The organism is Ulvibacterium sp. (assembly GCF_965248315.1).
GTDB lineage: Bacteria > Bacteroidota > Bacteroidia > Flavobacteriales > Flavobacteriaceae > Ulvibacterium.
On sequence record NZ_CBDFIX010000002.1, the window covers coordinates 284,611 to 308,452 of the forward strand.

Here is a 23,842-nt window from a genome sequence, read left to right on the forward strand (position 1 = left end):
TGTTACGAGTAATTGATTAAAAAATGAAGAATCCTTTTTTACAAGAAATATTTGATCCAACCATATTTTCTTCAGAAGAGCTGAAAATTCTTGGTCCCAAATTCAAAAAAATAACTTTGAAGAAAGGTGATGTTTTGTTGAGGAGTGGAGAAAAAGTTTCATATACACACTATGTCCATATAGGCTGTTTAAGATGCTACTTTATTGATGAATTTGGTAAAGATCACACCTTGCAGTTTGCTATCAAAGATTGGTGGATTAGTGATTACACTGCTTTTTTCTCGGGGACCAAGGCCATGATGAATATTGAATGTATTAAAGATACTACGCTATATAGGTTGTCTAGAAAAAATATGGAACAATTGTATCTTGATATTCCGGCTTTTGAGACCTTTTTTAGAAAAAAACTGGAAAAGAGAATGGAAGCCTTTCACAGAAGAACCCTTAATAATTTAGCGTTTCCTGCTAAAGATAGGTACTTATCTTTTGTCAAAACTTACCCTAGGATAGAACAACAAGTCAAAAACTACCACATAGCTTCATACTTGGGAATTACAACTGAGAGCCTTAGTAGAATCAGAAAAGAAATCGCTCAGTAATCGTTTCTTACCATACATCAATTTTCTTGAGAGGTGTATAGCTCAATTTTGTAGTGTAATTAAATCATTATAAAATGAAAAAAGCACTCATTGCATTATTAAGTTCTGCTTTTCTTTTCTCTTGTGGGAATAAGACAAAAGGAAGTACGGTTTCAAATCAAGAAAAAAATACCAAACAAGAAAAAAGAGAAACAATGAAAAGGATTTTGTTCGTAATTACAAGTCATGATAAATTGGGCACTACAGGCGACAAAACTGGGGTTTGGCTTGAAGAGTTTACTGGCCCATATTACTTTTTAAAGGATAAAGGCGTTGCTATTACGCTAGCCTCACCCAAAGGTGGCAAACCTCCTATTGACCCTAAAAGTGAATTACCAGACTTCCAGACTTCTTCCACTAAAAGGTTCAATGAAGATAAGGAAGCGCAGAACGTGTTTTCTAAAACCATTAAATTGGAAACCGCCAAGCAAACGGATTATGATGCTGTTTTCTACACTGGTGGGTACGGTCCATTATGGGATTTAGCCGATAATGAAAAATCAATAGCTTTAATAGAAGCTTTCTACAATAGCAATAAGCCAGTAGCTTCTGTTTGTCATGGTCCAGCCATCTTTAAGAACACCAAGGATTTAGAGGATAAACCACTTGTAGCTGGAAAAAAGGTAACGGCATATTCAAATTCTGAAGAGGCAGCAATTGATTTTACGAATGTTGTCCCGTTTTCGGTAGAAGACGTGTTAAAGGAAAATGGCGGAATTTATTCGAAAGGGGCCGATTGGAATCCTTATGCAGTTGAGGACGGGTTATTGGTTACCGGTCAAAATCCTGCTTCTTCCGAGTTGGTAGCTGAACTTCTACTGGAAAAACTGAATTAATATCATTCATTAAAAAAAATAAAGCCACATAATGGGAAATACAATTTTAACAAGCCATTAAAGCAGCGGGATAGGAAAAGTAATTACCCTTAATTTTCACAAAAAGGCTGGAATGTGATTGCCGCAATGCGCAAACCTAAAGCAGGGCAAGACCTTATACCTAATGAAAGTCTTGTCCTAGAGACTCTTGATGTTAAAAAAAGGAAACGATTGAACAAGCCATCGCAATGGTATCGCCAAATTTGGAAAAATTGATGTCTTTTTAAAGAACGCCGAATATGGGGCGACCGGAACACTGGAAGCTGCCACAACCGATCAAGTCAGAGGACAGTATAATGTTACCTTTTTTGGGGCAATTGATTGAATAAAGTCAATTCTTCCTTATTTTAAGAAAAACAAAAGAGGAACAATTATAAATTAGGACAGCTTAAAACGCATATTTCTGAATTTTAAGCTAAATCGGGTTGATTGGCTACCGCAATTTGTTTAATTTGATTCACTAAATAACTAACGCTCTTTAAACCATGAAAAAACCATCTTTTACGGTAATCCTCGCTTTTGGTATGTTTTTATCATTTCAACTTTTGCATGCGCAAATAGATTTTTCAAAACATGTGCTGGTAAATGGCACAGCCGATAAATGGTGGGCCAGGAGTCATGCCGATGTGAACAATGATGGGCTTCTGGATTTTTTTGTAATCCATAACAATGCTAACGGAGGAGCCCTTCTGTGGTATGAGACCGTACCCGGTTACGGGGAATCCAAAAAACATCTTATTGCGGAAACCGGCCCCGAAGGAAAAAAGTTTGCTGCCGGCGACCTGGCATCGGGCGATATTGACAATGACGGGGATATTGATGTCCTAGGTCCTGTGAGCCCCGGTGAATGGGGCGGTTCCAGCGAACCGCTTACCCTATACTGGTATGAAAATCCGGGTTGGGAAGCACATAAAATTGCGGTATTCCCCTCTTTTGTCAAAGACTTTGATTTGGAAGACCTTAATGGTGATGGAAAACTGGATGTAGTGGGTACTACCCATCACTCGCGCAGATTGTTCGTATATCGTCAAGACAATCCCGATCGCTGGAGCAAAGCCACCGAAGTGTATGTAGAACACCTCCATGAAGGGCAACATGTTGGGGATGTGGACGGGGATGGGGATCTGGATGTCGTGTCCACCGCATTTTGGTTTAAAAATCCGGGAGGCGATATGACCGGTATTTGGTCGGTAAAATCCATTGACCCCTATTGGAACAGTGATGATGGGTATGATTGGATCCATAATTCCACAAAAATTTTCTGTGCGGACATCGATGAGGACCAACGCGATGAAGTCTTTATCTCCTGTTCCGAAAAATTCCGTACGCGCGTGGCCTGGTACGACCTCAACCCCGAATGTGGTGACCAATGGGTAAAACATGAGATAGGAACCAACGCCTTTGCACACACTTTACAGGTGGGCGATATGGATAACGATGGCGACTTGGACGTACTATCGGGCAACAACGGAGATCAAGGGTACCCTGAGGCAAGTCCCGTAATCCTTTATTTGCAAGGGGAAGGAGAAGCTGATTGGGAGATTTGGCAGCAGCAAATATTGACCATGGAGGGCGCCTATAATTCCTATATAGGCGATGTTGAAGGCGATGGTGACCTGGATTTTTTCCGATATGATGGCCATGAAGGAAAGTCTTATGAACTCTGGCTCAACAAAACGGTAGATAAGTAAGAGCTCCCCTGCTGTTAGGTGTTGCTGTTTTGAACCTGTTTTTCGAGGGCCATCTTTCCCAAGTTTTGTATCCCTCTGACCAAATCAATGGGCCGAATTGTTTACTTTTAAAGTATCCCTAAACGATATATGGCTTGTATAAGCCGTATTTTCCCGTTAGTCGGCATCAAAACATACGTTATGATTGAAATTGATAATCCGGCATTTAATTATGATAAATACGGACAGCAGTATTCCGGTCATAGACGGACAGACCCAAGAATAGCTGAATTTGTTTTTAAAGAATTGGATGAATCAACCACCATTCTTAATGTTGGAGCCGGTTCAGGGTCATACGAACCGGATAATACATATGTGGTAGCTGTTGAACCTTCAATAGTTATGCGTAAGCAAAGAATTGCAAATAATAAAGTCCCTGCGATTAATGCAAAAGCGGATGCCTTACCCTTTGACGACAATTCTTTTGATACCTCCATGGCCATGGTTACCGTTCATCATTGGCCGGATATAAAAAAAGGATTAAGCGAGCTTAAAAGAGTTTCAAAGAAAAAGGTGGTTATTATGACTTTCGATCCGGATTGCCTAAATGATTTTTGGAACGCCGAATATTTCCCCGAAGTCATTGAAATAGAAAAAAAGAGATACCCTACAAACGATTTCATTATGAAGTGTCTTGGTGGAAACTGTACGAGTATTCCGATTCCCATTCCTTTCGATTGTGTAGATGGATTTCAGGAGGCTTTTTATGGTCGCCCAGAAGCATTTTTAAGCAAGGAGTTACGATTAAATCAATCTGCTTGGGGATTCCTGCCTGATGGAATGGAAGAGAAAATCGTCAAAAGACTGGCTGATGATCTAGAGTCGGGGAATTGGGATAAAAAATATGGTAACCATAGGGAGTTAAAAGAATTTACTTGTGCATTAAAGTTAATTGTGGCTAAGTATTAACACAACTCATGGACCAGATGAATTTGCTTACTAAAAAAGAGGTTTGGGTTATTTGATCGAAACGGAAAGGTTGGGGCTTCGGAAACTTACCCAAGAGGATGCCCTACCGCTTTATGAAATATTAAGTGATGCCGAGATAATGCAATATTATCCGGCACCCTACACCGTGGATGCGGTAAAAGATTGGATAGGTCGAAGTATGGACAGTTACCAAAAAAATGGATTTGGACTATGGGCCGTCATCCTAAAGGAATCAAATAGATTCATAGGGCAATGTGGCATTAGTTTGCAAAATATAGATGGGGTATACGTCCCGGAAATTGGCTACCACATCCATAAATTGTACTGGAACCAGGGCTATGCCACTGAAGCCGCCAAGGAATCTCTTGCGTACGGGTTTCAAAACCTGGGCCTTGAAAGCATCTTTATTCATACCTATATTAAAAATAGTCCCGCACAACGTATCGCAGAAAAAGTCGGGATGAAAAAAGTGAAGGAATATGACAAGCACTTTAGCGCTCACAATCTGATTTGGAGACTCGTAGTCTATGAAATGACCAAGAAGGAATCCATGCCCGCCTAATACGAAACCTTATGAAAAAAATAGTATATCTGTTGACTCTTGGATCAATCGCCCTAGGTTGCAAAGAACAAAAACAGCCTACCGAATCACAAAAAGAGACTACTGAATCAAGGCAGCTCAGTCCGTTTGAAAAAATGGAGGAAGAAAGTCTAAAAACCGAATTTATCGGTATTGCAACTTCCCAAGGCATGGATAAGGACTTATTTCCCATCACATCAACCGGGGTTACCACGCTTCCCATAAAACTGGCGGGTGAGGAATTCTTAAAATCCCTTGGCCCAAAACAATTGGAAAAAACACAATTTGATATCCAGGACGATGAATGGCGCAAATGGTGCAATGTGGACAATGGCATCTATACACGCCAAGGCATAAGTCTTAAGGAAATGAATCAGGAGCAGCGAAAGTTGGCTTTTAATCTGATGCAAAGTGCATTGAGCGCAAAAGGATTGCAATTGAGCAAGGACATCATGAAAACGGACCAAACACTCCGTGAATTGAACAACGGTAACCCTATTTATGATGAAGAGCTCTATTTCTTTACCATTATGGGAAACCCGTCCTTGACCGAACCTTGGGGCTGGCAAATAGACGGACACCATTTGGTCATAAACTATTTCATCCTCGGAGACCAGGTAGTAATGACCCCGACCTTTATGGGGGGCGAACCGATAATAACGACTTCGGGAAAATACAAAGGCAATACCCTCTTTCAGGATGAGCAAAATTTGGGTCTAAAGTTTATGCAATCCCTCCCCGTGGAACTACAAAAAGAAGCCACCATGTCTACCGAAAAAGTGGATAATGATATCCGGGCTGAGGCATTTTCGGATAATGCTATTGTGGATTTTCAGGGATTGCCCGTAAGCCAAATGTCCGAAGAACAAAAAGAGCAGTTGTTGGACTTGGCCTATCAATACATTTCAAATATGCGGGAAGGACATGCCCAGGTAAAGATGGAAGACATCAAAAAGCATATGAATGAAACCTACTTTGCCTGGATCGGAAAAACGGATGAAAATGCCGTATTCTATTATCGTATCCACAGTCCCGTTGTTCTTATAGAATTTGATCATCAAGGACCTATAGGTATACGAGGAAATGGAAGACAACCCACAAGAAATCATATCCACACCATAGTAAGAACCCCCAATGGAAATGACTATGGCAAAGATTATTTAAGGCAGCATTTGGCAAAGCACCATCATTAAACAACAGCTATCGATATTGGTCATTCCTATCGGGGGCCGAAAGCTCAAATGCAAACAAATACAATACATAAAATATGAAGGAAAAAGAAATCATACGGAACGGGGAAGGTGAGAACTATAACTATTCCCAGGACCACTGCTTCATTAAGCTTTCTTCCCACAGGACCAATGGGGAACTGAGCTTTGTTGAGGACACCTTAAAACCAGGGTTCTATTTGGGGCGACATCACCATAAGATAATGACGGAGGTCTTTTACATCCTTGAGGGAGAAGTGGAACTCATTTTTGATGATGAGTCGATTACGGCAGGGCCAGGAGATACCCTAACCGTTCCACCCCATGTTTGGCATGCGGCACGATGCGAAAAGGGAGGCAAAATGCTTACCATATTCAAAAATGGCCAGTTCGACCTGTATCTGGAAAAACTATCAAAGCTGTCCGATAGTGATTTTGCCGACGCGGAACTTATGAAATCCATTTCCGCTGAATTTGATATCTACGAGGAATAAGCTAAATTTTAACTAAAAAAACCATGGCCCATAGAAATCCAGAAGTCGATGAATACCTCAAGAAGAAAAATCATCCCTTAGAGGCCGAAATCCAAAGAGTTCGGGAAATTATTTTACATACCCATCCCGATATCGAGGAAACCATAAAATGGAGTAGCCCCACCTTTATGTATAAGGGGAATATGGCCTCATACTTTATGAATGCCAAGAAACATGTAAGCCTAATGTTCCATAAAGGAGCGCTGATCAACGATACTACCGGACTGCTTCAGGGTGACGGTAAGGAAGCAAGGACGGCGAAATTTGGAAGTATGGAGGACATAGAAAACCGCAAAAAGGATTTGGAGAGCGTGGTACTGGCATGGATAAAAATGCGGGATGATTCATGACAAAAGCATCCCGTAGTGTATAAGTTGTATCGACGTAATAATTGATACAAACCTCTAGCGGGATTATAAAAAACAACAAACGCCCAACACTATAAACTCTTCATCCCAACATTTAATAATTTAATAATCCTTTCTTCTTAAAAGAATTATAAAAATTTATGTTCTTTTAGAAAATGGATACAAAATACGTGATCATTGGTGGCAGCGATGCAGGAATCAGTGCCGCACTGCGGATAAAGGAACTTGATGCAAATGCCAAAGTCCAGATGTTCCTGGCCGATGAGTATCCCAACTACAGTATTTGTGGGATTCCCTTTTATCTGAGTAGGGAGATTACCAATTGGAAAACACTGGCCCACCGTACGCGACAGGATATTTTAAACCAAGATATTGAAATATTCAGCAGCCATTGGGTGTCCCATATTGACCCCATCAAAAAGACCATCTTCGCAAATAACCAAACCTTTGCATACGATAAACTCTTAATAGGAACGGGGGCTAAATCCATTACTCCCCCCATAGAGGGTCTGAACAGCAAAGGAGTCTTTACCCTACGCTGGATTGGGGAAATGCTGGAAATTGACCAGTTCATCGAAAAGGAAAACGTAAAAAAAGTCACTATCGTAGGTGGCGGCTATATCGGGGTTGAAATGGCAGATGCCTTGCATCTAAGAGGATTGGAAGTCGATTTGGTCGAGTTTCTGCCCACTGTGCTACAAACACTGGATGAGTCTTTTGGAAATAGTGTTGGTGAGGAACTCTCCAGACATGGTGTTAATTTACATACCGATACCAAAATAGACTCCATTGAAGCAATTGAAAACGGCTTACTGGTCAACGGATCTAATAACTACCAGAATACATGTGGATTGGTATTGGTAGTGGTCGGTGCATCCCCTAACACTACCTTGGCAAAGTCCGCGGGAATCCAAACAAATGAAAAAGGGACCATCATCACCAATCAAATGATGGAAACCAATATAGCCGATATTTATGCCGGTGGTGACTGTGTTGAAACCTTCCATGCCCTTCTTGGACAAAATGTATATCTCCCACTCGGCACTACAGCACATAAACAGGGGCGCATAGCAGGAGAAAATATGACAGGCAGGAAAACCGCATATAAGGGGTCACTTGGTTCCCAGGTAGTAAAGATATTTGATTTGGTGGCTGGTAGGACAGGGCTTCATGACCGTGATTGCCAGCGCTTCGGTTTACTCCATAAGACCATAGAATCCGTACATTGGGATCACAAGTCCTATTATCCCGGAGCAAAAAAGATGAGCATTAGGATTACGGGAAATCCTGAGAACGGACTGCTGTTGGGAGCCCAAATACTGGGATCAAGGAAATCGGAAATAGCCAAGCGTATTGATATCATAGCTGCGGCCATTCAGAACAAATACACGGTGGATGAACTCAATGATCTTGATTTAAGCTATACGCCTCCACTTAGTAGCCCGTGGGATCCGGTTCAAATGGCAGCCCAAACTTGGGTGAAATTACAACATGTCTAAAGAGGCCAACAACACGAGGCATCCAAGATGAAAACCTTAACTTTACATCAATGAGGCCAACAAAATGCTTCGGTCGACTTTTAAATGTTGTAAAAGACAAGTGTCATGGGCGATACTGCCTGGAAATTTGAACATTCGGTCGAATGCAATTCCGACAAATCCTTTGCATGGGCCTTTTGGGCCAATGTATCCAATTGGCAGCGCCTGGAAGGAAAAGCAGTGGAATGGATAAAGCTCAAGGGGCCTTTTGCCGTAGGGACTTCAGGCGCCACAAAAACTCCGGGGCAGGAACCCTATATTTGGAAAATAACACAGCTTGATCCTGAACACTCCGCTACCATCGAAATGCCCTTGGATGGCGCCGTGTTTTGCAACGTCATGATTATGGAATCTATAGGTCCTAATCACACCCGAATTACCCAACGCTTGAGTTTGACCGGTATAAAGGCCGTTGATTTTGCCGAGGGCATGCAAACTTTTGAGACAAGCGCCCCCCAGGGCTTGGCCAAATTGGCAAAGGCCATTGAATCCGTTTATAATACAGTCTGATTTCCAAAACTATGTGCTAACTTGAAAGCGGTTCTATGAAAATGGAGAAATTGGAAACCCTTTACCTTACCGAAAGAAAAGCATGGCGGGAATGGCTCCGGAAAAGCTTTGACAAAAAAAGCGAAATCTGGTTGGTGTATCCTAAAAAGTCCACCGGAAAACCTAGAATTGAATACAATACCGCCGTGGAAGAGGCTCTGTGTTTTGGATGGATCGATAGTACCGTTAAATCCCTCGATGCAGACCATACCCTACAGCGGTTTACCCAAAGACGACCTAAAAGCAGCTATTCCCAAGCCAACAAAGAGCGATTGAAATGGTTGTACAAGGAAAATAAGATTCATTTTTCAGTCAAGGAAAGCATCCAGGCCATAATTGATCAGAAATTTGAGTTTCCGGCGGATATATTGCACGAAATACGAAAGAATCGCAAGGCCTGGGAAAACTATCAAAAATTTTCAGACCCGTACAAGAGAATACGAATCGCCTATATTGATAGTGCCCGAAAACGCCCGGAGGAGTTTAAAAAACGATTGTTGAATTTCGTGGCCAAAACACAGGAAAACAAATTCATAAAGGGGTTTGGCGGAATTGACAAGTATTACTAAGAAAGTAAAGTTCCCAACAACGGGATATCACCAATTTGAACAGCACTACCCGATTACCACCACCAAGCCTTTCAATTTAGTTTACTTCATAGGTTTCCCCCGAAAAGAAAAGGTCGTTTACCTGGGTAAAATTGGAGTTGGCCTTTACCTGTTCCGTCAGTGTATCTTCCCGTTCTTCCAGGGTAACATCATCAAAACTCCGAATAATTCCGGTAACTAAGGGATAGGACAAGCGTACTAACATTTGATGTAATGTAGAATCCTGAGCCTTGGCATCATGTACCAAAATATCTTCCTGAGTAATCCCGTTCTCCCCCAAAGTAACGACTTCCAATTGCAATCCGTTAAGGACCACCCCTTTATCCTTGTCTTTCCCAAAGATCATCGGTTTGCCATGCTCCACGAACAACTGTTGGTCCTCCCGAACCTTTCTATCCGTAAAATGGGAGAAGCAGCCATCATTAAAAATGGGGCAGTTCTGCAATACTTCGATCAGGGAAGTCCCTTTAAAACTTTCAGCGGCGATGAACAAATCCGTCATCTCCTTAGGTGTATTCCCCCCTACCCGGGCAAAAAACCGGGCCCGGGCACCTAATGCCAGTTCACCCGTGGAAAATGGGGGTTGCGTATTCCCATGCGGGGATGATTTTGTCTTTTGTCCCACCAAGGAGGTCGGTGAAAACTGTCCCTTGGTCAACCCATAAATCTCATTATTGAACAAAATCATATTCAAATTTATATTCCTACGAAGAATATGAATTAGGTGATTTCCCCCAATGGCCATACTGTCTCCATCTCCGGTAATAACCCATACGCTCAGTTGTGGATTGGCTAGTTTCACCCCTGTTGCTATGGCCGGGGCCCGTCCATGAATACTGTGCATACCGTACGTATCCATGTAATAGGGGAAACGGGAGGAACAACCAATGCCCGATATGAAGACCACGTCTTCTTTTTTAACACCGATTTCCGGAAGTGCCTTTTGCATGGCCCTTAAGATTACATAGTCATCACAACCCGGGCACCAACGCACCTCCTGATCGCTTGCAAAATCCTTGAACGTATATTTCTTTGGAGCAGCTGTTTCCATAATTATTGTATAAGTTGTTTAAACTTCTGAATCAGTTCATCGTTGCCAAAAGGCAACCCCTGGACCTTGTTGAACTGCAAAAACTTAAATTCGTCAAAATTGGTGCGCAGTACTTTCGCAAATTGGCCATTGTTCAATTCACAGACCACGATTTTATCAAACTTTTTAAGGACTTCTCCTGCATTTCGGGGCAATGGATTAATGTAGTTAAAATGGGCCAGGCCGATATCCGTATGACCTTCGCCATGCAATTGCTTCACGGCCGTATGTAGGGAGCCATAAGTGCCCCCCCAACCGATGACCAGCAGATTGCCTGAATCACTAAATTCGGTTTCCAATTCCGGAATAAAATCTTTGACCCGTTTTACTTTCTCAGATCGTATTTTGGTCATGTAGCCATGGTTCTCCGGTACATAGGACACGTTTCCGGTAACGCGATCTTTTTCCAAACCGCCAATGCGATGTTCCAAGCCTTCTGTTCCTGGTATGGCCCAATTCCGCGCCAAGGTGCCATCATCCCTGTCATAAGGATGCCAATTTTCTTTTACTTCTTGCACCTTATTGCTTTTAATCTCTGGCATTTCGGCTATGGTCTTTATTTTCCATGGGGCCGACCCATTAGCGATATAACCATCCGTCAACAAAACTACAGGGGTCATATGCTCCAAAGTCAATTTTGCGGCTTCATAGGCAAAGTCGAAACAATTGGCCGGAGTACTGGCGGCAATCACAATGACCGGACTTTCTCCGTTGCGACCATACATGGCCTGCAAAAGGTCCGATTGTTCCGTTTTTGTTGGTAACCCAGTGGAGGGGCCACCCCGTTGCACATTGACTACTACCAAAGGGAGTTCTATCATCATGGCCAGACCCAAAGCTTCCCCCTTAAGCGCCAAACCCGGGCCGGAAGTTGTGGTAATGGCCAAGTTTCCCGCAAAGGATGCCCCAATTGCTGAAGAAATCCCTGCAATTTCGTCCTCTGCTTGCAGTGTCTTCACACCAAAATGCTTATGTTTTACCAATTCATGCAGAATATCGGAAGCCGGAGTAATGGGATACGACCCCAGAAACAAATTTAAACCGGCCTTCTCAGCTGCCGCTAAAAACCCCCAGGCGGTGGCTGTATTGCCCAATAATATACGATACGTACCCGCTGGCATTTTGGCAGGGGCAATGGTATATGCATTGGGAATAAGTTCCAAGGTCTCGGCAAAATAGTATCCGGATTTAAGTACCTTGGTATTCGCCTCGGCAATCAAAGGTTTATTCTTGAACTTGCGATTTAGAAATTCGATGGTATGTTTTGGGGAACGATGGTACATCCAATATACCATACCTAAGGCGAACATATTCTTGCTTCGCACAATGCTTTTGTTGTCCAAGCCTTGGAGTTCCTTAAGAGCCTCTTTGGTCAATGAAGTCATGGCCACTTCTATGACCCTATAATTTTCCAAGCTGCCATCTTCCAAGGGATTGGTTTCGTACCTTGCCTTTTCCAGGTTCTTTCGGGTAAAGGCATCCGTATCCACAATAATGGTATGGCCGGGCTTTACCGCATAGAGATTGGTCTTTAGGCCGGCAGGATTCATGGCCACCAATAAATCTACATTGTCCCCAGGCGTATTTACTGCGATACTGCCGATATGGACCTGAAAACCCGAAACGCCGTACAGACTTCCCTGGGGAGCTCTAATTTCGGCTGGAAAGTTGGGAAAGGTGGCCACATCATTGCCGAACATGGCCGAAGTATCCGAAAACTGTGTTCCGGTCAATTGCATACCATCTCCAGAGTCACCAACAAAACGGACCACAACCGCTTCCAAAACTTTATTTTCCTGGTCCGCATATTCAAATATAAGAGGCTTTTTGGCCATATAAAAAAACAAAAAGAGGTTAGTAAATAGCGCTCAAAAATAATCTCGCCCTTTTCCCGTAAATATGATTTTTATCATTAATTACCCATGAGTATAGCCCTAAATTTACACATCTTAATGCTAAAAACAGAGAAAAATGGCTATCATTATAACAGACGAATGCATTAACTGTGATGCCTGTATTTCAGAATGTCCGAATACGGCGATTTACGAACCTGATCAAGAGTGGTCCTACGCGGATGAAACCGAATTGAATGGCATGGTCACCTTGCCCTCCAATGGAGAAGAGGTGGATGCCGATATCGAAAACGAACCCATATCCGAGGAGTTTTATTTTATAGTACCGGATAAGTGTACGGAATGTGAAGGATTTCATGATGAGCCACAATGTGCCTCTGTTTGCCCAGTGGACTGCTGTGTGCCCGATGACAGTCATGTTGAAACGGAAGAACAACTGTTGGCAAAGAAGGCCTGGTTGTATAATGAATAACTTCTTTGTTAAAGGTGTCTTTCAATTTTTGCCATCCAAAGTTTTAACGCTCTAGTTAATCAACATGTTGTCATAAAACCACCATCGATTTGATAGTTTCGATGGTGGTTTTTTGTTGCCCCCTATATCTGGACATTTCAATCGTTTTCCTGATAAATATCATGTTATGAGAGTACTACGCTCAGTATTTTTATAGAAATTATTAGGAATCCGTACCAGCAACAAAGGTGTATCGTCTATCATGAAGTACTTCACTTTTTACATAATCTGGTATGGTAATACAAGCTATCCAAGATGAAAAAAGAATTCCCAAAACTCATTTGCGATGCGAATGAAGCCGTCGCAAGAATTGCCCACAAGACCAATGAAGTTTGCGCCATTTATCCCATTACCCCCGCTTCCCCTATGGGCGAACATGTAGATGTGTTCAGTTCCAATGGAGAAAAGAATGTTTGGGACAACGTACCCCGAATCGTTGAAATGCAGAGTGAGGGCGGTGCTTCCGGGGCCGTACACGGGTCTTTGCAGGCCGGTGCCTTAACGACTACGTTTACGGCTTCCCAGGGATTGCTATTGATGATTCCTAATATGTTTAAGATTGCCGGAGAATTGCTTCCTAACGTTATCCATGTAGCGGCAAGGACCGTAGCCACACATGCGCTTTCCATTTTTGGAGATCATTCCGATGTCATGGCTGCCAGGCAGACCGGATTCTCCATGCTGTTTGGAGGTTCTGTACAAGAGGCTATGGATTTCGCATTGATTGCCCAAGTAGCTACATTAAAATCGAGAGTACCTTTTTTAAACATTTTTGACGGTTTTAGAACTTCCCATGAAATATCCAAGATCGACGCCATACCCGACGACATCATAAAAGCCATGATGCCCGAGGATGAAATCATGGCCCATAAAAAACGGTCGTTAGACCCAGACCATCCGGTTGTGCGGGGAACATCCCAAAACCCGGATGTATTTTTCCAAGCTAGGGAAGCTTCCAATGTCTATTATGACAAGGTACCGGGAATCGTTCAGGATACGATGGACGAATTCTACAGGCACACCGGTCGCAGGTATAGTTTGTTCTATTATGTAGGCCACCCAGAAGCCGAAAAAATCATCGTTATTATGGGTTCCGGCCAAGGTCCGGTTCTGGAAGTTGTGGACACTATGGTAGAAAACGGAGAAAAAGTTGGAGCCATTATCATACGCTTATTTAGACCGTTCTCCATAAAACACTTTATTGATGTGCTTCCAAAAACGGTAAAAAAAGTAGCTGTTTTGGATAGGACCAAGGAACCCGGAAGCACAGGAGAACCCTTATATCTGGATATCGTTACCGCTTTTGCTGAAAGTGATAGGGCAATGCCTACCATAATAGGAGGACGGTTTGGATTGTCTTCCAAGGAATTTGATCCGGCCATGGTAAAGGCAGTCTATGATGAGTTGGATAAATCAGTCCCCAAAAAGCATTTTACCATTGGTATTAATGATGATGTTTCTTATACAAGTTTAGATATAGGAAAACGGTTTAAAACCGCCAAGGAAACCTTCAACTGTATGTTCTATGGCCTAGGCTCAGATGGTACCGTGGGTGCCAACAAGAATTCGATTAAAATTATTGGGGAAACCACAGATAATTACGTACAGGGGTATTTTGTATACGATTCCAAAAAAGCTGGGGCACAGACCATATCGCATTTACGTTTTGGTCCAGAACCTATTTATTCGTCCTATTTGATTCATAAGGCCAATTTTATTGCCTGTCATCAATTCAATTTTATTGAAAAATACGACCTGCTGAGAAACATAAAAAAAGGTGGAACTTTCTTATTGAACGCACCATACTCAAAGGATGAGATATGGGGAAAATTACCTGAAAAATTACAGCAGGATATTGTTGAAAACGAATTGGAATTCTACGTGGTAGACGCAACCAAGGTGGCCCACGAGGCAAAATTGGGCAAACGTACCAATACGGTCCTACAAACCTGCTTCTTTGCCATCTCCGGCGTCTTGCCCAAGAAAGAGGCTATTGAAAGGATTAAAAATGCCATTGTAAAATCGTACTCCCACAAGGGGGACAAGATTGTACAAATGAACTTCAATGCCGTTGATAAATCATTGGAAAATCTGCAAAAGGTAGACTATCCGAAAAAGATAACGAACAAGTGGGCCCTTAAACCGATGATGACCGGTACGGAAGACCCATTTGTAAAGGATATCTTGGGTAAAATATTGGCTGGAAAAGGAGATGAACTTCCGGTCAGTGCCTTCCCGGTTGACGGTACTTTCCCAACGGGTACTTCCCAATATGAAAAAAGAGGGATAGCCGATTACATTCCCGTTTGGGACGATACGGATTTATGTACACAATGCAATAAGTGTGTTGCCATTTGCCCCCATGCCGCTATACGCGCCAAAGTAGTCCCCAATGCAGATTTGGCCAATGCGCCTGCCGGTTTAAAAGCAGTACCTGCAAAGGGAAGGCCTTTTAACAAAGAAACGGAATCCTATATCCTTCAGGTTTCGCCCGAGGATTGTACGGGCTGTGACCTTTGCGTTGCCGTTTGCCCTGCGGAGAGCAAGGAAATAGAGGATTTCAAATCCATCAACATGCATAAGAAAATCGATGTTGAATCCGTGGAGGACAAGAACTGGGACTATTTCATTAATCTTCCCGATTACGACCGTACCGCATTGCAGATAACCAATGTAAAAGGTTCCCAGTTTTTGGAGCCGCTCTTTGAGTTCTCTGGGGCCTGTTCCGGTTGTGGGGAAACACCCTACATCAAAATGTTGACCCAATTATATGGAGACAGCATTATGATAGCCAACGCAACCGGATGTTCCTCTATTTACGGTGGTAACTTGCCTACTACTCCGTATAAGACCAATGAGGCGGGCAGAGGTCCGGCTTGGGCCAATTCGCTCTTTGAGGATAATGCGGAATTTGGTTTTGGTATGAAATTGGCCTTGAGCAAAAAACAAGAGATTGCAATCAATTTGCTGAAATCGTTGGAGTCCTTGGTAGGTGCTGAACTGGTTGAGAAGATTTTAAATAATCCTGAAGAGAACGAGACACAGCGCAAAGAGAAATTCCAGCATTTGGACGAACTCAAAAAAATCTTGGATAACAGTGATGACTCCAATGCCAAAAAGCTAAACAAGCTTACCGAATATCTTAGGAGGAAATCGGTGTGGATTTTGGGCGGCGATGGTTGGGCCTATGATATAGGATATGGTGGTGTAGATCATGTATTGGCTTCCGGTGAAGATATTAATATCATGGTACTGGATACCGAGGTATACTCCAATACGGGTGGTCAAACCTCCAAAGCGACTCCTTTGGGCGCAAGTGCAAAGTTTTCGGTATCCGGTAAGCGGACCAGCAAAAAGAGTTTGGCTTTACAGGCCGTATCCTACGAAAACGTATATGTGGCGCAGGTTGCCATGGGAGCAAAGGACATGCAGACTTTGAAAGCCATCGAGGAAGCTGAGGCCTATCCAGGACCATCGTTAATTGTTGCCTACTCCCATTGCGGGGAGCACGGTTATGACCTTAAAGATGGAGCCTTTCAACAGCAGAAAGCGGTAGAGACCGGGTATTGGCCCTTGTTCCGCTTTGATCCCTCCAAGCCCAAAGGCAAAAAGTTCAGATTGGATTCCAAGGAACCTAGCTCACCCCTCACCGATTTCATGTACAATGAAACTCGATTTACAAGAGTGGCCAAGGAAAACGCAGAATTAGGAGAAGCCTTATTGCAACAAGCCCAGGAAGAGGTGGAAACGCGATGGGAACGATTGGAACTCTACAGAAATATGTAACGTATACCAAGGTTAAAGTCTATTATTAAAATTCTTGAAGATGGAAGATAAGGCCCGCAAATTATTTGAAGAAGCGATAGAAAAATTGAGAGAGGCCAATGATGAGTTATGTAGGCCGGAAGAGGATGTAGTTACCTCTTTGGTCTGCAGTAATTCCCAATTTGCCATTCAGAATTATTTAAAGGGGTTTCTTCTCCTCAACGGATCCATTCCTGCAAATGATGAATCTATTGATCGTTTGTACGAGCAGTGTAGAACGATCAATAAGAACTTTGAAGAGGTAAATTTGTCCGGTTTTGAATGTAATGAACATAAGGAGGATTCCAGATTCGGCAATGAATCCTCACAATATAGCCGATGTTTTGATATCGCCGATAGTCTGGATACATTTTTGAGGCGGGAAAGAATTATTAGTTAGAAAGCGCAACAATTTTCCTTGCCTTTAAGGGTCGGTTTGAACAAGTTCAAATCGGCCCTTTGATTTTTTGAGACGATCGGTTTGCGACAAATGAAACGAATCACCGTCACGAATCGAAATCTCCATCTTTTTCAATTAACTTTGCTGCCTCCACTTCAGAACAAGTAGTATAATGGCAGACAAAAAAGTAAGTGTCCTAAAGGCCTTTAGAACAATTATTTGGCCCAGAAGAAAGCTGGTTTTTTTAGGCCTGTTACTCATAGTTATCAGCAGGGCGGCCAGTTTTGTAGCACCTATTTCCCTACGCTATTTTTTGGACGATATCGTCCCCAATAAAAATTATGATCTACTGAAAATTCTGGTCATTGTGGTCATTCTGTCGTTTTTGGTCCAAGCGGTGATGTCCTTTCTTTTGACCAAAGTATTAAGCATACAGGCACAATACATGATATCGGAACTACGGGCCCAAGTTCAAAAACAAGTGCTCTCCCTGCCTATTCGGTTTTTTGACAATACCAAATCAGGGGCCTTGGTCTCCCGTATTATGAGCGATGTTGAGGGCGTACGTAATCTCATCGGTACCGGTCTGGTGCAACTGGTAGGAGGTACCATAACCGCTGTGGTTTCCCTAGTTTTATTATTACGGATCAGTCCAACCATGACCCTATTGACCTTCATTCCCCTAATTCTTTTCGCGTTTATTGCATTAAAGGCTTTTAAGATTATACGACCGGTCTTTAGAGATCGGGGTAAAATCAATGCCGAGGTAAAGGGTCGCCTAACGGAAACATTAGGTGGCATACGCGTCATTAAAGGATTCAATGCCGAAGCACAAGAGGCCGAAGTCTTTGAAGGCGGTGTAAGAAGGTTGTACGAAAACGTAAAAAAGAGTTTGACCGCAACCGCTATCATGACCAGTTCGTCCACTTTTCTGTTGGGATTGGCAACCACGGGAATAATGATGGGTTTTGGAGGTTATAAAATGATGCAAGGTGAACTGAGTACGGGGGAATATTTTGAGTTTACTTTCTTGCTGGCCCTAATGGTGGCTCCTATAGTTCAGATGAGCAATATAGGAAGCCAACTCACAGAAGCATTGGCAGGTTTGGACCGTACCGAAGAATTAATGAACGAGTCCGCCGAGGCCGATAACTCCGAGCGTACCCTAAAACTCTCCGATATTGTTGGCCATATGGTCTTTGATAAAGTCTCTTTTGCCTATGAAGAGGACAAGGAGGTATTGCACGAGGTAAGCTTTAAGGCTGCTGCCGGTGAGGTCATTGCATTGGTGGGGAGTTCGGGTTCCGGTAAATCTACAATTGCGGGTTTGGCGGCAAGCTTTTTGAATCCGGACTCAGGTACCATTACCATTGATGGTGATGATATGTCCAAAGTTGATTTAACGAGTTTTCGTCAGTTTTTAGGCGTGGTACTTCAGGACGACTTCCTTTTCGAGGGTACTATTAAGGAGAACATTCTGTTTCCCAGACCAAACGCCAGTGAGCAAGAATTGGAAAAGGCGGTAGAAGCTGCCTATGTGAATGAATTCACCAATCGCTTTGAGGACGGTCTTGATACCTTAATTGGTGAACGTGGGGTAAAGTTATCGGGTGGGCAGCGACAGCGCATTGCTATTGCCAGGGCTATTTTGGCAAATCCAAAAATCTTGATTTTGGACGAGGCCACATCAAGTTTGGATACCGAAAGTGAAGCTTTGATACAAAAAAGTCTGGCCGAGCTTACCAAAGGGCGAACAACATTTGTTATCGCACACAGGCTAAGTACCATTCGAAAAGCAGATCAAATTTTGGTCATTGAAAACGGGCGTATTGCGGAACGGGGAACCCATGAGGAATTGATCGCCTCAGAGGGTCGATACTATAACTTGTTCACCTATCAGGCAAGGATTTAGAGCGAGACCTGTCAGGTTTTTGAAACCTGACAGGTCTGATTCTTAGTTCTTATGATTCTGCCGGAGCCAGTTCTACCTCCAGCCCTTCCAAGTCTTCCACAATGCGTATCTGGCACCCCAAACGACTATTGTCCTCAACATAAAAGGCCTCCGCCAACATAGCGTCCTCCTCGTAGGATTTTTCAGGAAGCTCATGTTCGGACTTTACATAGCACTGGCAGGAAGCACACATAGCCATGCCTCCACAAACACCGATAGTACCTTCCGGGGCCAATTCGTACGAACGTACCAACTCCATAAGGTTCATGTTCATATCGGTTGGGGCATCGACCTCGTGAAGAACCCCGTCCCTGTCCGTAATCTTAATTTTTATATCCGACATCTATCCGGGTATCTTTAGAATTCATCCTTTCTTCTTTAATCTAAAAAAGAAGATGCAAAAATACGGTTTTCTGGATATTTGTCGGGTAAACTCCCAGAGTTTACAAGTTAGCTTTAAAACAATGGGAAAAGAATTAGTGAAATTGGGCGGTTAACCTATCTATTTCCAAAGGTGATCATCAAAAAAACACTTAGCTTAAATTAATGACCTCCTCAATTTGTGGCGCATGCTTTTTAATGGTCATCTCTACACCACTTTTCAAGGTCATTTGATTGACACTACATCCCACACAATTGCCCTGCAAACGGACTTTGACGGATTTGTCGTCATCAATTGAAATTAAAGAAATATCGCCGCCATCACTTTGCAAAAAGGGGCGAATTTCCTCCAATGCTTTTTCTACGTTTGATTTTAGTTCCTCGGATGTCATACTTTCTTGCCTTTAACTGCAGCACAACCTGCCATTGTCGTAATCTTGATAGCTTCCGTTGGGGGAAGGCTTTTGTTTCTATGTACCAGCTCCTGCACAACGTTCTTGGTGAGTTCCTCAAAGGCCTGTTCCACAGGAGTGGCCGTTTGCAATGCCGCAGGGCGGCCTACATCACCCGCTTCACGAATGCTCTGGACCAATGGAATTTCTCCCAAGAAAGGGACATCCAAATCCTGTGCTAAATTTTTGGCCCCTTCCCTACCAAAGATATAATATTTATTCTCAGGTAGCTCGGCCGGTGTAAAATAGGCCATATTTTCCACAATACCCAAAACAGGAACATTAATGGAATCCTGTTGGAACATGGCTACACCTTTTTTTGCATCTGCCAATGCAACTTCCTGGGGTGTGCTCACCACTACGGCACCGGTGACCGGCATGGATTGCATAATGCTTAAATGTATATCGCCCGTTCCCGGAGGCAGGTCCAACAACATAAAATCCAGCTCTCCCCAATGGGCATCGAATATCATTTGGTTTAATGCCTTGGAGGCCATGGGTCCCCGCCAAATGACGGCCTGATTGGGTTGGGTAAAAAAACCGATAGATAAAAGTTTTACCCCATAATTCTCAACGGGCTTCATTTTCGATTTTCCGTTAACGGTAATCGCCAACGGTTTTTCATGGGCTACATCGAACATAATGGGCATGGACGGTCCATAAATATCCGCATCCAACAAACCTACCTTAAAGCCCATCTTGGAAAGGGTTACCGCTAAGTTTGCCGTAACTGTAGATTTACCTACACCTCCTTTGCCCGAAGCCACAGCTATGATATTTTGGATGCCTGGAATGGGTTTGCCCTTTATTTCATTGACTTTGGGTTTGGTAGGAGCGTCTACTTTGATATTGATCTTTATCTTGGCCTTTTCATATACCTCCCTATGGATAATCTTTAGGATTTCTACTTCGGTCTTTTTTCGAGCTTGTAGACTAGGATTCTTAATGGAAATATCTACTTCAACCTCATCCCCAAAAATTTGTATATTGGTTACCGCACCACTTTCCACCATATTTTGTCCCTCCCCCGGCACCGTGATTTTTTCAAGTGCCTCTAGAACTGCTTTTTTATCGATTTTCATGTAAAATCCTCCTTGTATTTATGTAAAAAGATACCTAACAAAGATACGTCTTACACGTGAGATTTAGAAGGAGATGGATTGAAAATGAAGATGTAACGATAGAATTCGGTTATTGGGGATTTTGTTCATTTCTTACAACATTCTGGCTAGTTTTTTAAAAACCTCTTTTCCCATGTTTTTAGTAGTATTTGGAGAACCATTGTTATGTAACCAATCCGAGAAATTTATCTTTATACTCGGTAGGGAATCTTCCAAGATTTGATTTACATAATCGATTTCGCAACTGGAAGCGAACCGCTCATTGGTAACAATGATCAGGCCATCTATACTACCGTCAAAAAACATGCGAATTGACCTTCTCTTTTGCGATAGGTTGTTTTTGGATTGATATACCACCAATCGATACTTTTTTCGCACTGCTTCTTCCTCGATCCCTTCCATTAAATGGGCATACTGCGTTTTGGAGAACTCTGGAATAATCAGACCAATGGTATGCGCTTTTTTGGACTTTAACGCCTTGGCAAAGCTATTGGGCTTATAATTATAGGCATCGGCAATCTTTTGAATCTTACGTTTCGTTTTTTCGCTGACCTCCCGGCTGTTGTTCAGTGCTTTGGAAACTGTGGATTTGGAGTAGCCTGACAAATAGGCTATTTGCTTAATATTGATTTCGGATTTCATTTGACGCCTATACTACGCTTTAAATAATTATCATCTTATTTCAAGTGAGTTATAGCCATTCCCACTGCCAAAAATGTCTTCGCCCTTGAGCACAAAGTCGATTTACTTTTCTAATAGACTTGCCACCTTATCGGGTTGTTACACGTAGTTTGTCATTTTCTATGCATTTAACAAAATCTTCAGAAAGCGGATGAAGTTTTAACACACATAAAGTAAGAAAAGAAATGTTATTGATAAATTTCCTGCGCCCGAGGAAGTGGGAAGAAGTTGGTCAGCTTTAAAGGAGCTAAAATACAACTCAGGTTTCTGTACCGAGTTCCTTAAAAGGATCCCAAAAGTGTTTTTCAAAATCCACAATTTGATTCTCCAATACTTTGATGCCTTCATTTTCCAATAGCTGCTGCATAAGGTTGATTCCGTCAAAATGATGCTTTCCGGTAAGAAGGCCTGTTTTGTTTACTACTCTATGGGCGGGTACATCGGACATATTGCCCGCACCGTTCATTGCCCACCCTACCATACGTGCACTCCGAGCCGCCCCCAAATATTTGGCAATCGCCCCATATGAGGTAACTCTTCCAAAAGGAATCTGACGGGCCACTTCGTACACTTTTTGGAAAAAATTTTTATTTTCAGTTTTCACGGGCTAAAATTCGAATGAGGGTAATAATCAATAGGACAACCATTAAGGCACTTAAGATGTAATTTGAATTTTTAGAAAATTGACTGGTCCTTGATTCTAATTTATTGAAATATATGGTATACATATACAATACGGAAAAGGTTCCCGACCCCACCGCCAAAATAAAGGTAACTATATCCCAGATTTCAAATTTTATCCAGCCACTGGCGTTCCACATAATATTTACCCCACTATAATAGGGAATGGTCAATAAATTTAATGCCGCCAACCCCATACCTTTAAAAAAGCTGTTTTTTTTGCTGACTTTTACCAGCTTTGGTGCTTTCTTTTTATTTCGTCGGGCAGCTATGTAAAAATAAACAGCAAAAAAGGCGAATACCCCAACGGCAATGTCCATCAAAACCTCTACGACACCAGGGTTTTTGTTTAGGAATTTTGAGATGAGTACGGCAATGTATGCCTGAAGCATAATCATACTGGAAACCCCTGTACTGAATATAATACCGTTCAATTTTCCCTTTTCCACACTGGTCTTTGCAGCGTTCATATTCAATAGCCCAGGAGGTACCGTGGCCATGAAAGCAGCCGAAAATGTGGCAAAAAAAAGAATGAGCAAGTGTTGCATAGGTTAATTTATCCTAAATTGGATATAGGTAATGGGTTTTCCTTCTTCCAGATATTGCGCTTCATAGAAGGTCTGTATAGCCAAAACCTCGGATGGGCTACCTTCGTTTTTATAAACATCATGATTGGCATAAACAATTTGCTGACCGGTTCCATGAAGTAGCCCCAAAGTGTAGCCATGTAAAAATGCACTATCGGTCTTGAGGTGTATTGTTCCGTTAGGCTTAAGTATTTTACGGTATTTTTCCAAAAAGTCCAAATTGGTCATTCGGTGTTTGGTACGTTTATATTTAATTTGTGGATCGGGAAAAGTAATCCAGATCTCCGAAACTTCATCTTCCGCAAATAGTTCATCGATCAGCTCGATCTGGGTTCTTAGGAAGGCCACATTCTCCAAGTTATCCTGTAAGGCGGTTTTGGCTCCTCTCCAAAGGCGGGCTCCTTTAATATCGATACCAATAAAATTCTTATCCTTCTCAAGACGCGCAAGACCGATAGTATATTCTCCTTTGCCACACCCTAGTTCCAAAACGATGGGACTGTTATTACCGAAATGGGATTGCCAATTACCTTTGAGGGAAAATCCAGTTTTTATTTCTTCCCTATTGGGTTGAAGCACATTTTTGAACGTCTCATTTTCTCTAAATCGCTTCAGCTTGTTTTTGCTGCCCACGGCTGCCAAAATTTAATGATATAGCAAAGCTAAGGAAATCTTTACTGCTTAAAGACTTTGTTTCCTGAAACCGGTAAGCCCAGTGTTAAAAAGAATTTTTGTAATTCATTTACATGAAACGAAGTTCTGGAAAAGCTACT

The 23,842-nt window shown here is 42.5% G+C and carries 24 protein-coding genes; 15 read left to right on the forward strand and 9 right to left on the reverse strand.

All coding sequences use genetic code 11. The features are described 5' to 3' along the window. Positions 1 to 23: 23 nt before the first annotated feature. From ACP2AF_RS02730 to ACP2AF_RS02780, 11 genes are all read left to right on the forward strand, one after another. Entirely contained in the window at positions 24 to 599 is a 576-nt protein-coding gene (locus ACP2AF_RS02730) for a Crp/Fnr family transcriptional regulator (RefSeq protein ID WP_120710439.1), read from the forward strand. A 74-nt stretch (positions 600 to 673) separates the two neighbouring features. Further along, positions 674 to 1,474 carry a type 1 glutamine amidotransferase domain-containing protein gene (locus ACP2AF_RS02735; RefSeq protein WP_425234710.1) on the forward strand — a complete coding sequence of 267 codons (801 nt, stop codon included), beginning with the start codon at positions 674 to 676 and terminating at the stop codon, positions 1,472 to 1,474. A gap of 524 nt (positions 1,475 to 1,998) precedes the next feature. Further along, positions 1,999 to 3,204 carry an FG-GAP repeat domain-containing protein gene (locus tag ACP2AF_RS02740; RefSeq protein WP_425234711.1) on the forward strand — a complete coding sequence of 402 codons (1,206 nt, stop codon included), beginning with the start codon at positions 1,999 to 2,001 and terminating at the stop codon, positions 3,202 to 3,204. A 180-nt stretch (positions 3,205 to 3,384) separates the two neighbouring features. Next, complete coding sequence (locus tag ACP2AF_RS02745; RefSeq protein WP_425234712.1) at positions 3,385 to 4,152, forward strand: class I SAM-dependent methyltransferase; 768 nt, start codon at positions 3,385 to 3,387, stop codon at positions 4,150 to 4,152. A gap of 43 nt (positions 4,153 to 4,195) precedes the next feature. Further along, a complete protein-coding gene (locus tag ACP2AF_RS02750) occupies positions 4,196 to 4,735 on the forward strand; it encodes a GNAT family N-acetyltransferase (protein WP_425234713.1) in 540 nt (179 codons plus the stop codon). 11 nt (positions 4,736 to 4,746) lie between these two features. Continuing rightward, a complete protein-coding gene (locus ACP2AF_RS02755; RefSeq protein WP_425234714.1) occupies positions 4,747 to 5,946 on the forward strand; it encodes a DUF3500 domain-containing protein in 1,200 nt (399 codons plus the stop codon). A 74-nt stretch (positions 5,947 to 6,020) separates the two neighbouring features. Next, positions 6,021 to 6,455 carry a cupin domain-containing protein gene (locus ACP2AF_RS02760; protein ID WP_425234715.1) on the forward strand — a complete coding sequence of 145 codons (435 nt, stop codon included), beginning with the start codon at positions 6,021 to 6,023 and terminating at the stop codon, positions 6,453 to 6,455. 23 nt (positions 6,456 to 6,478) lie between these two features. Further along, positions 6,479 to 6,844 (forward strand): DUF1801 domain-containing protein, encoded by a 366-nt coding sequence (locus ACP2AF_RS02765; RefSeq protein WP_425234716.1) that lies wholly within the window; start codon positions 6,479 to 6,481, stop codon positions 6,842 to 6,844. A gap of 173 nt (positions 6,845 to 7,017) precedes the next feature. Further along, the gene (locus ACP2AF_RS02770) at positions 7,018 to 8,361 is read left to right on the forward strand and encodes an FAD-dependent oxidoreductase (protein WP_425234717.1); all 1,344 of its coding nucleotides are present in this window, start codon (positions 7,018 to 7,020) and stop codon (positions 8,359 to 8,361) included. A gap of 105 nt (positions 8,362 to 8,466) precedes the next feature. Next, positions 8,467 to 8,910, forward strand: coding sequence for a hypothetical protein (locus ACP2AF_RS02775; RefSeq protein ID WP_425234718.1), 444 nt, complete (start codon positions 8,467 to 8,469; stop codon positions 8,908 to 8,910). Between the two features lie 35 nt (positions 8,911 to 8,945). Next, positions 8,946 to 9,518, forward strand: a complete 573-nt coding sequence (locus ACP2AF_RS02780; protein ID WP_425234719.1) for a YdeI/OmpD-associated family protein — start codon at positions 8,946 to 8,948, stop codon at positions 9,516 to 9,518. Between the two features lie 76 nt (positions 9,519 to 9,594). On the opposite strand, the gene ACP2AF_RS02785 is transcribed toward ACP2AF_RS02780, so the two are convergent. Next, positions 9,595 to 10,608, reverse strand: coding sequence for a 2-oxoacid:ferredoxin oxidoreductase subunit beta (locus ACP2AF_RS02785; RefSeq protein WP_425234720.1), 1,014 nt, complete (start codon positions 10,606 to 10,608; stop codon positions 9,595 to 9,597). 2 nt (positions 10,609 to 10,610) lie between these two features. Continuing rightward, on the reverse strand, positions 10,611 to 12,482 hold the full coding sequence (locus ACP2AF_RS02790; protein ID WP_425234721.1) for a 2-oxoacid:acceptor oxidoreductase subunit alpha: 1,872 nt from the start codon (positions 12,480 to 12,482) through the stop codon (positions 10,611 to 10,613). A gap of 136 nt (positions 12,483 to 12,618) precedes the next feature. Between ACP2AF_RS02790 and ACP2AF_RS02795 the strand changes: the two genes are divergently transcribed. From ACP2AF_RS02795 to ACP2AF_RS02810, 4 genes are all read left to right on the forward strand, one after another. Then, a complete protein-coding gene (locus ACP2AF_RS02795) occupies positions 12,619 to 12,972 on the forward strand; it encodes a 4Fe-4S binding protein (RefSeq protein WP_425234722.1) in 354 nt (117 codons plus the stop codon). A gap of 294 nt (positions 12,973 to 13,266) precedes the next feature. Next, complete coding sequence (nifJ, locus tag ACP2AF_RS02800) at positions 13,267 to 16,797, forward strand: pyruvate:ferredoxin (flavodoxin) oxidoreductase (RefSeq protein WP_425234723.1); 3,531 nt, start codon at positions 13,267 to 13,269, stop codon at positions 16,795 to 16,797. Positions 16,798 to 16,837: 40 nt separating this feature from the next. Further along, positions 16,838 to 17,215 carry a HEPN domain-containing protein gene (locus ACP2AF_RS02805; protein WP_425234724.1) on the forward strand — a complete coding sequence of 126 codons (378 nt, stop codon included), beginning with the start codon at positions 16,838 to 16,840 and terminating at the stop codon, positions 17,213 to 17,215. Between the two features lie 172 nt (positions 17,216 to 17,387). After that, entirely contained in the window at positions 17,388 to 19,127 is a 1,740-nt protein-coding gene (locus ACP2AF_RS02810) for an ABC transporter ATP-binding protein (protein WP_425234725.1), read from the forward strand. Positions 19,128 to 19,176: 49 nt separating this feature from the next. Here the strand turns inward: ACP2AF_RS02810 and ACP2AF_RS02815 are convergent, their stop codons facing one another. The 7 genes from ACP2AF_RS02815 to trmB form a co-directional block, all read right to left on the reverse strand. Then, positions 19,177 to 19,509, reverse strand: a complete 333-nt coding sequence (locus ACP2AF_RS02815; RefSeq protein WP_425234726.1) for a 2Fe-2S iron-sulfur cluster-binding protein — start codon at positions 19,507 to 19,509, stop codon at positions 19,177 to 19,179. Between the two features lie 190 nt (positions 19,510 to 19,699). After that, positions 19,700 to 19,939 (reverse strand): NifU family protein, encoded by a 240-nt coding sequence (locus ACP2AF_RS02820; protein ID WP_282162071.1) that lies wholly within the window; start codon positions 19,937 to 19,939, stop codon positions 19,700 to 19,702. Next, entirely contained in the window at positions 19,936 to 21,081 is a 1,146-nt protein-coding gene (locus tag ACP2AF_RS02825; RefSeq protein ID WP_425234727.1) for a P-loop NTPase, read from the reverse strand. The genes ACP2AF_RS02820 and ACP2AF_RS02825 overlap by 4 nt, the downstream gene beginning before the upstream one ends. Before the next feature lie 132 nt (positions 21,082 to 21,213). Then, a complete protein-coding gene (locus tag ACP2AF_RS02830; RefSeq protein WP_425234728.1) occupies positions 21,214 to 21,762 on the reverse strand; it encodes a LacI family DNA-binding transcriptional regulator in 549 nt (182 codons plus the stop codon). A gap of 298 nt (positions 21,763 to 22,060) precedes the next feature. Next, positions 22,061 to 22,405: an MGMT family protein gene (locus tag ACP2AF_RS02835; protein WP_425234729.1), complete on the reverse strand. Its 345-nt coding sequence runs from the start codon at positions 22,403 to 22,405 to the stop codon at positions 22,061 to 22,063. Continuing rightward, entirely contained in the window at positions 22,395 to 23,030 is a 636-nt protein-coding gene (locus ACP2AF_RS02840; RefSeq protein WP_425234730.1) for a LysE family transporter, read from the reverse strand. Before ACP2AF_RS02840 ends, ACP2AF_RS02835 begins: the two co-directional genes overlap by 11 nt. 3 nt (positions 23,031 to 23,033) lie before the next feature. Then, on the reverse strand, positions 23,034 to 23,702 hold the full coding sequence (trmB, locus tag ACP2AF_RS02845) for a tRNA (guanosine(46)-N7)-methyltransferase TrmB (RefSeq protein WP_425234731.1): 669 nt from the start codon (positions 23,700 to 23,702) through the stop codon (positions 23,034 to 23,036). Positions 23,703 to 23,842 lie beyond the last annotated feature (140 nt).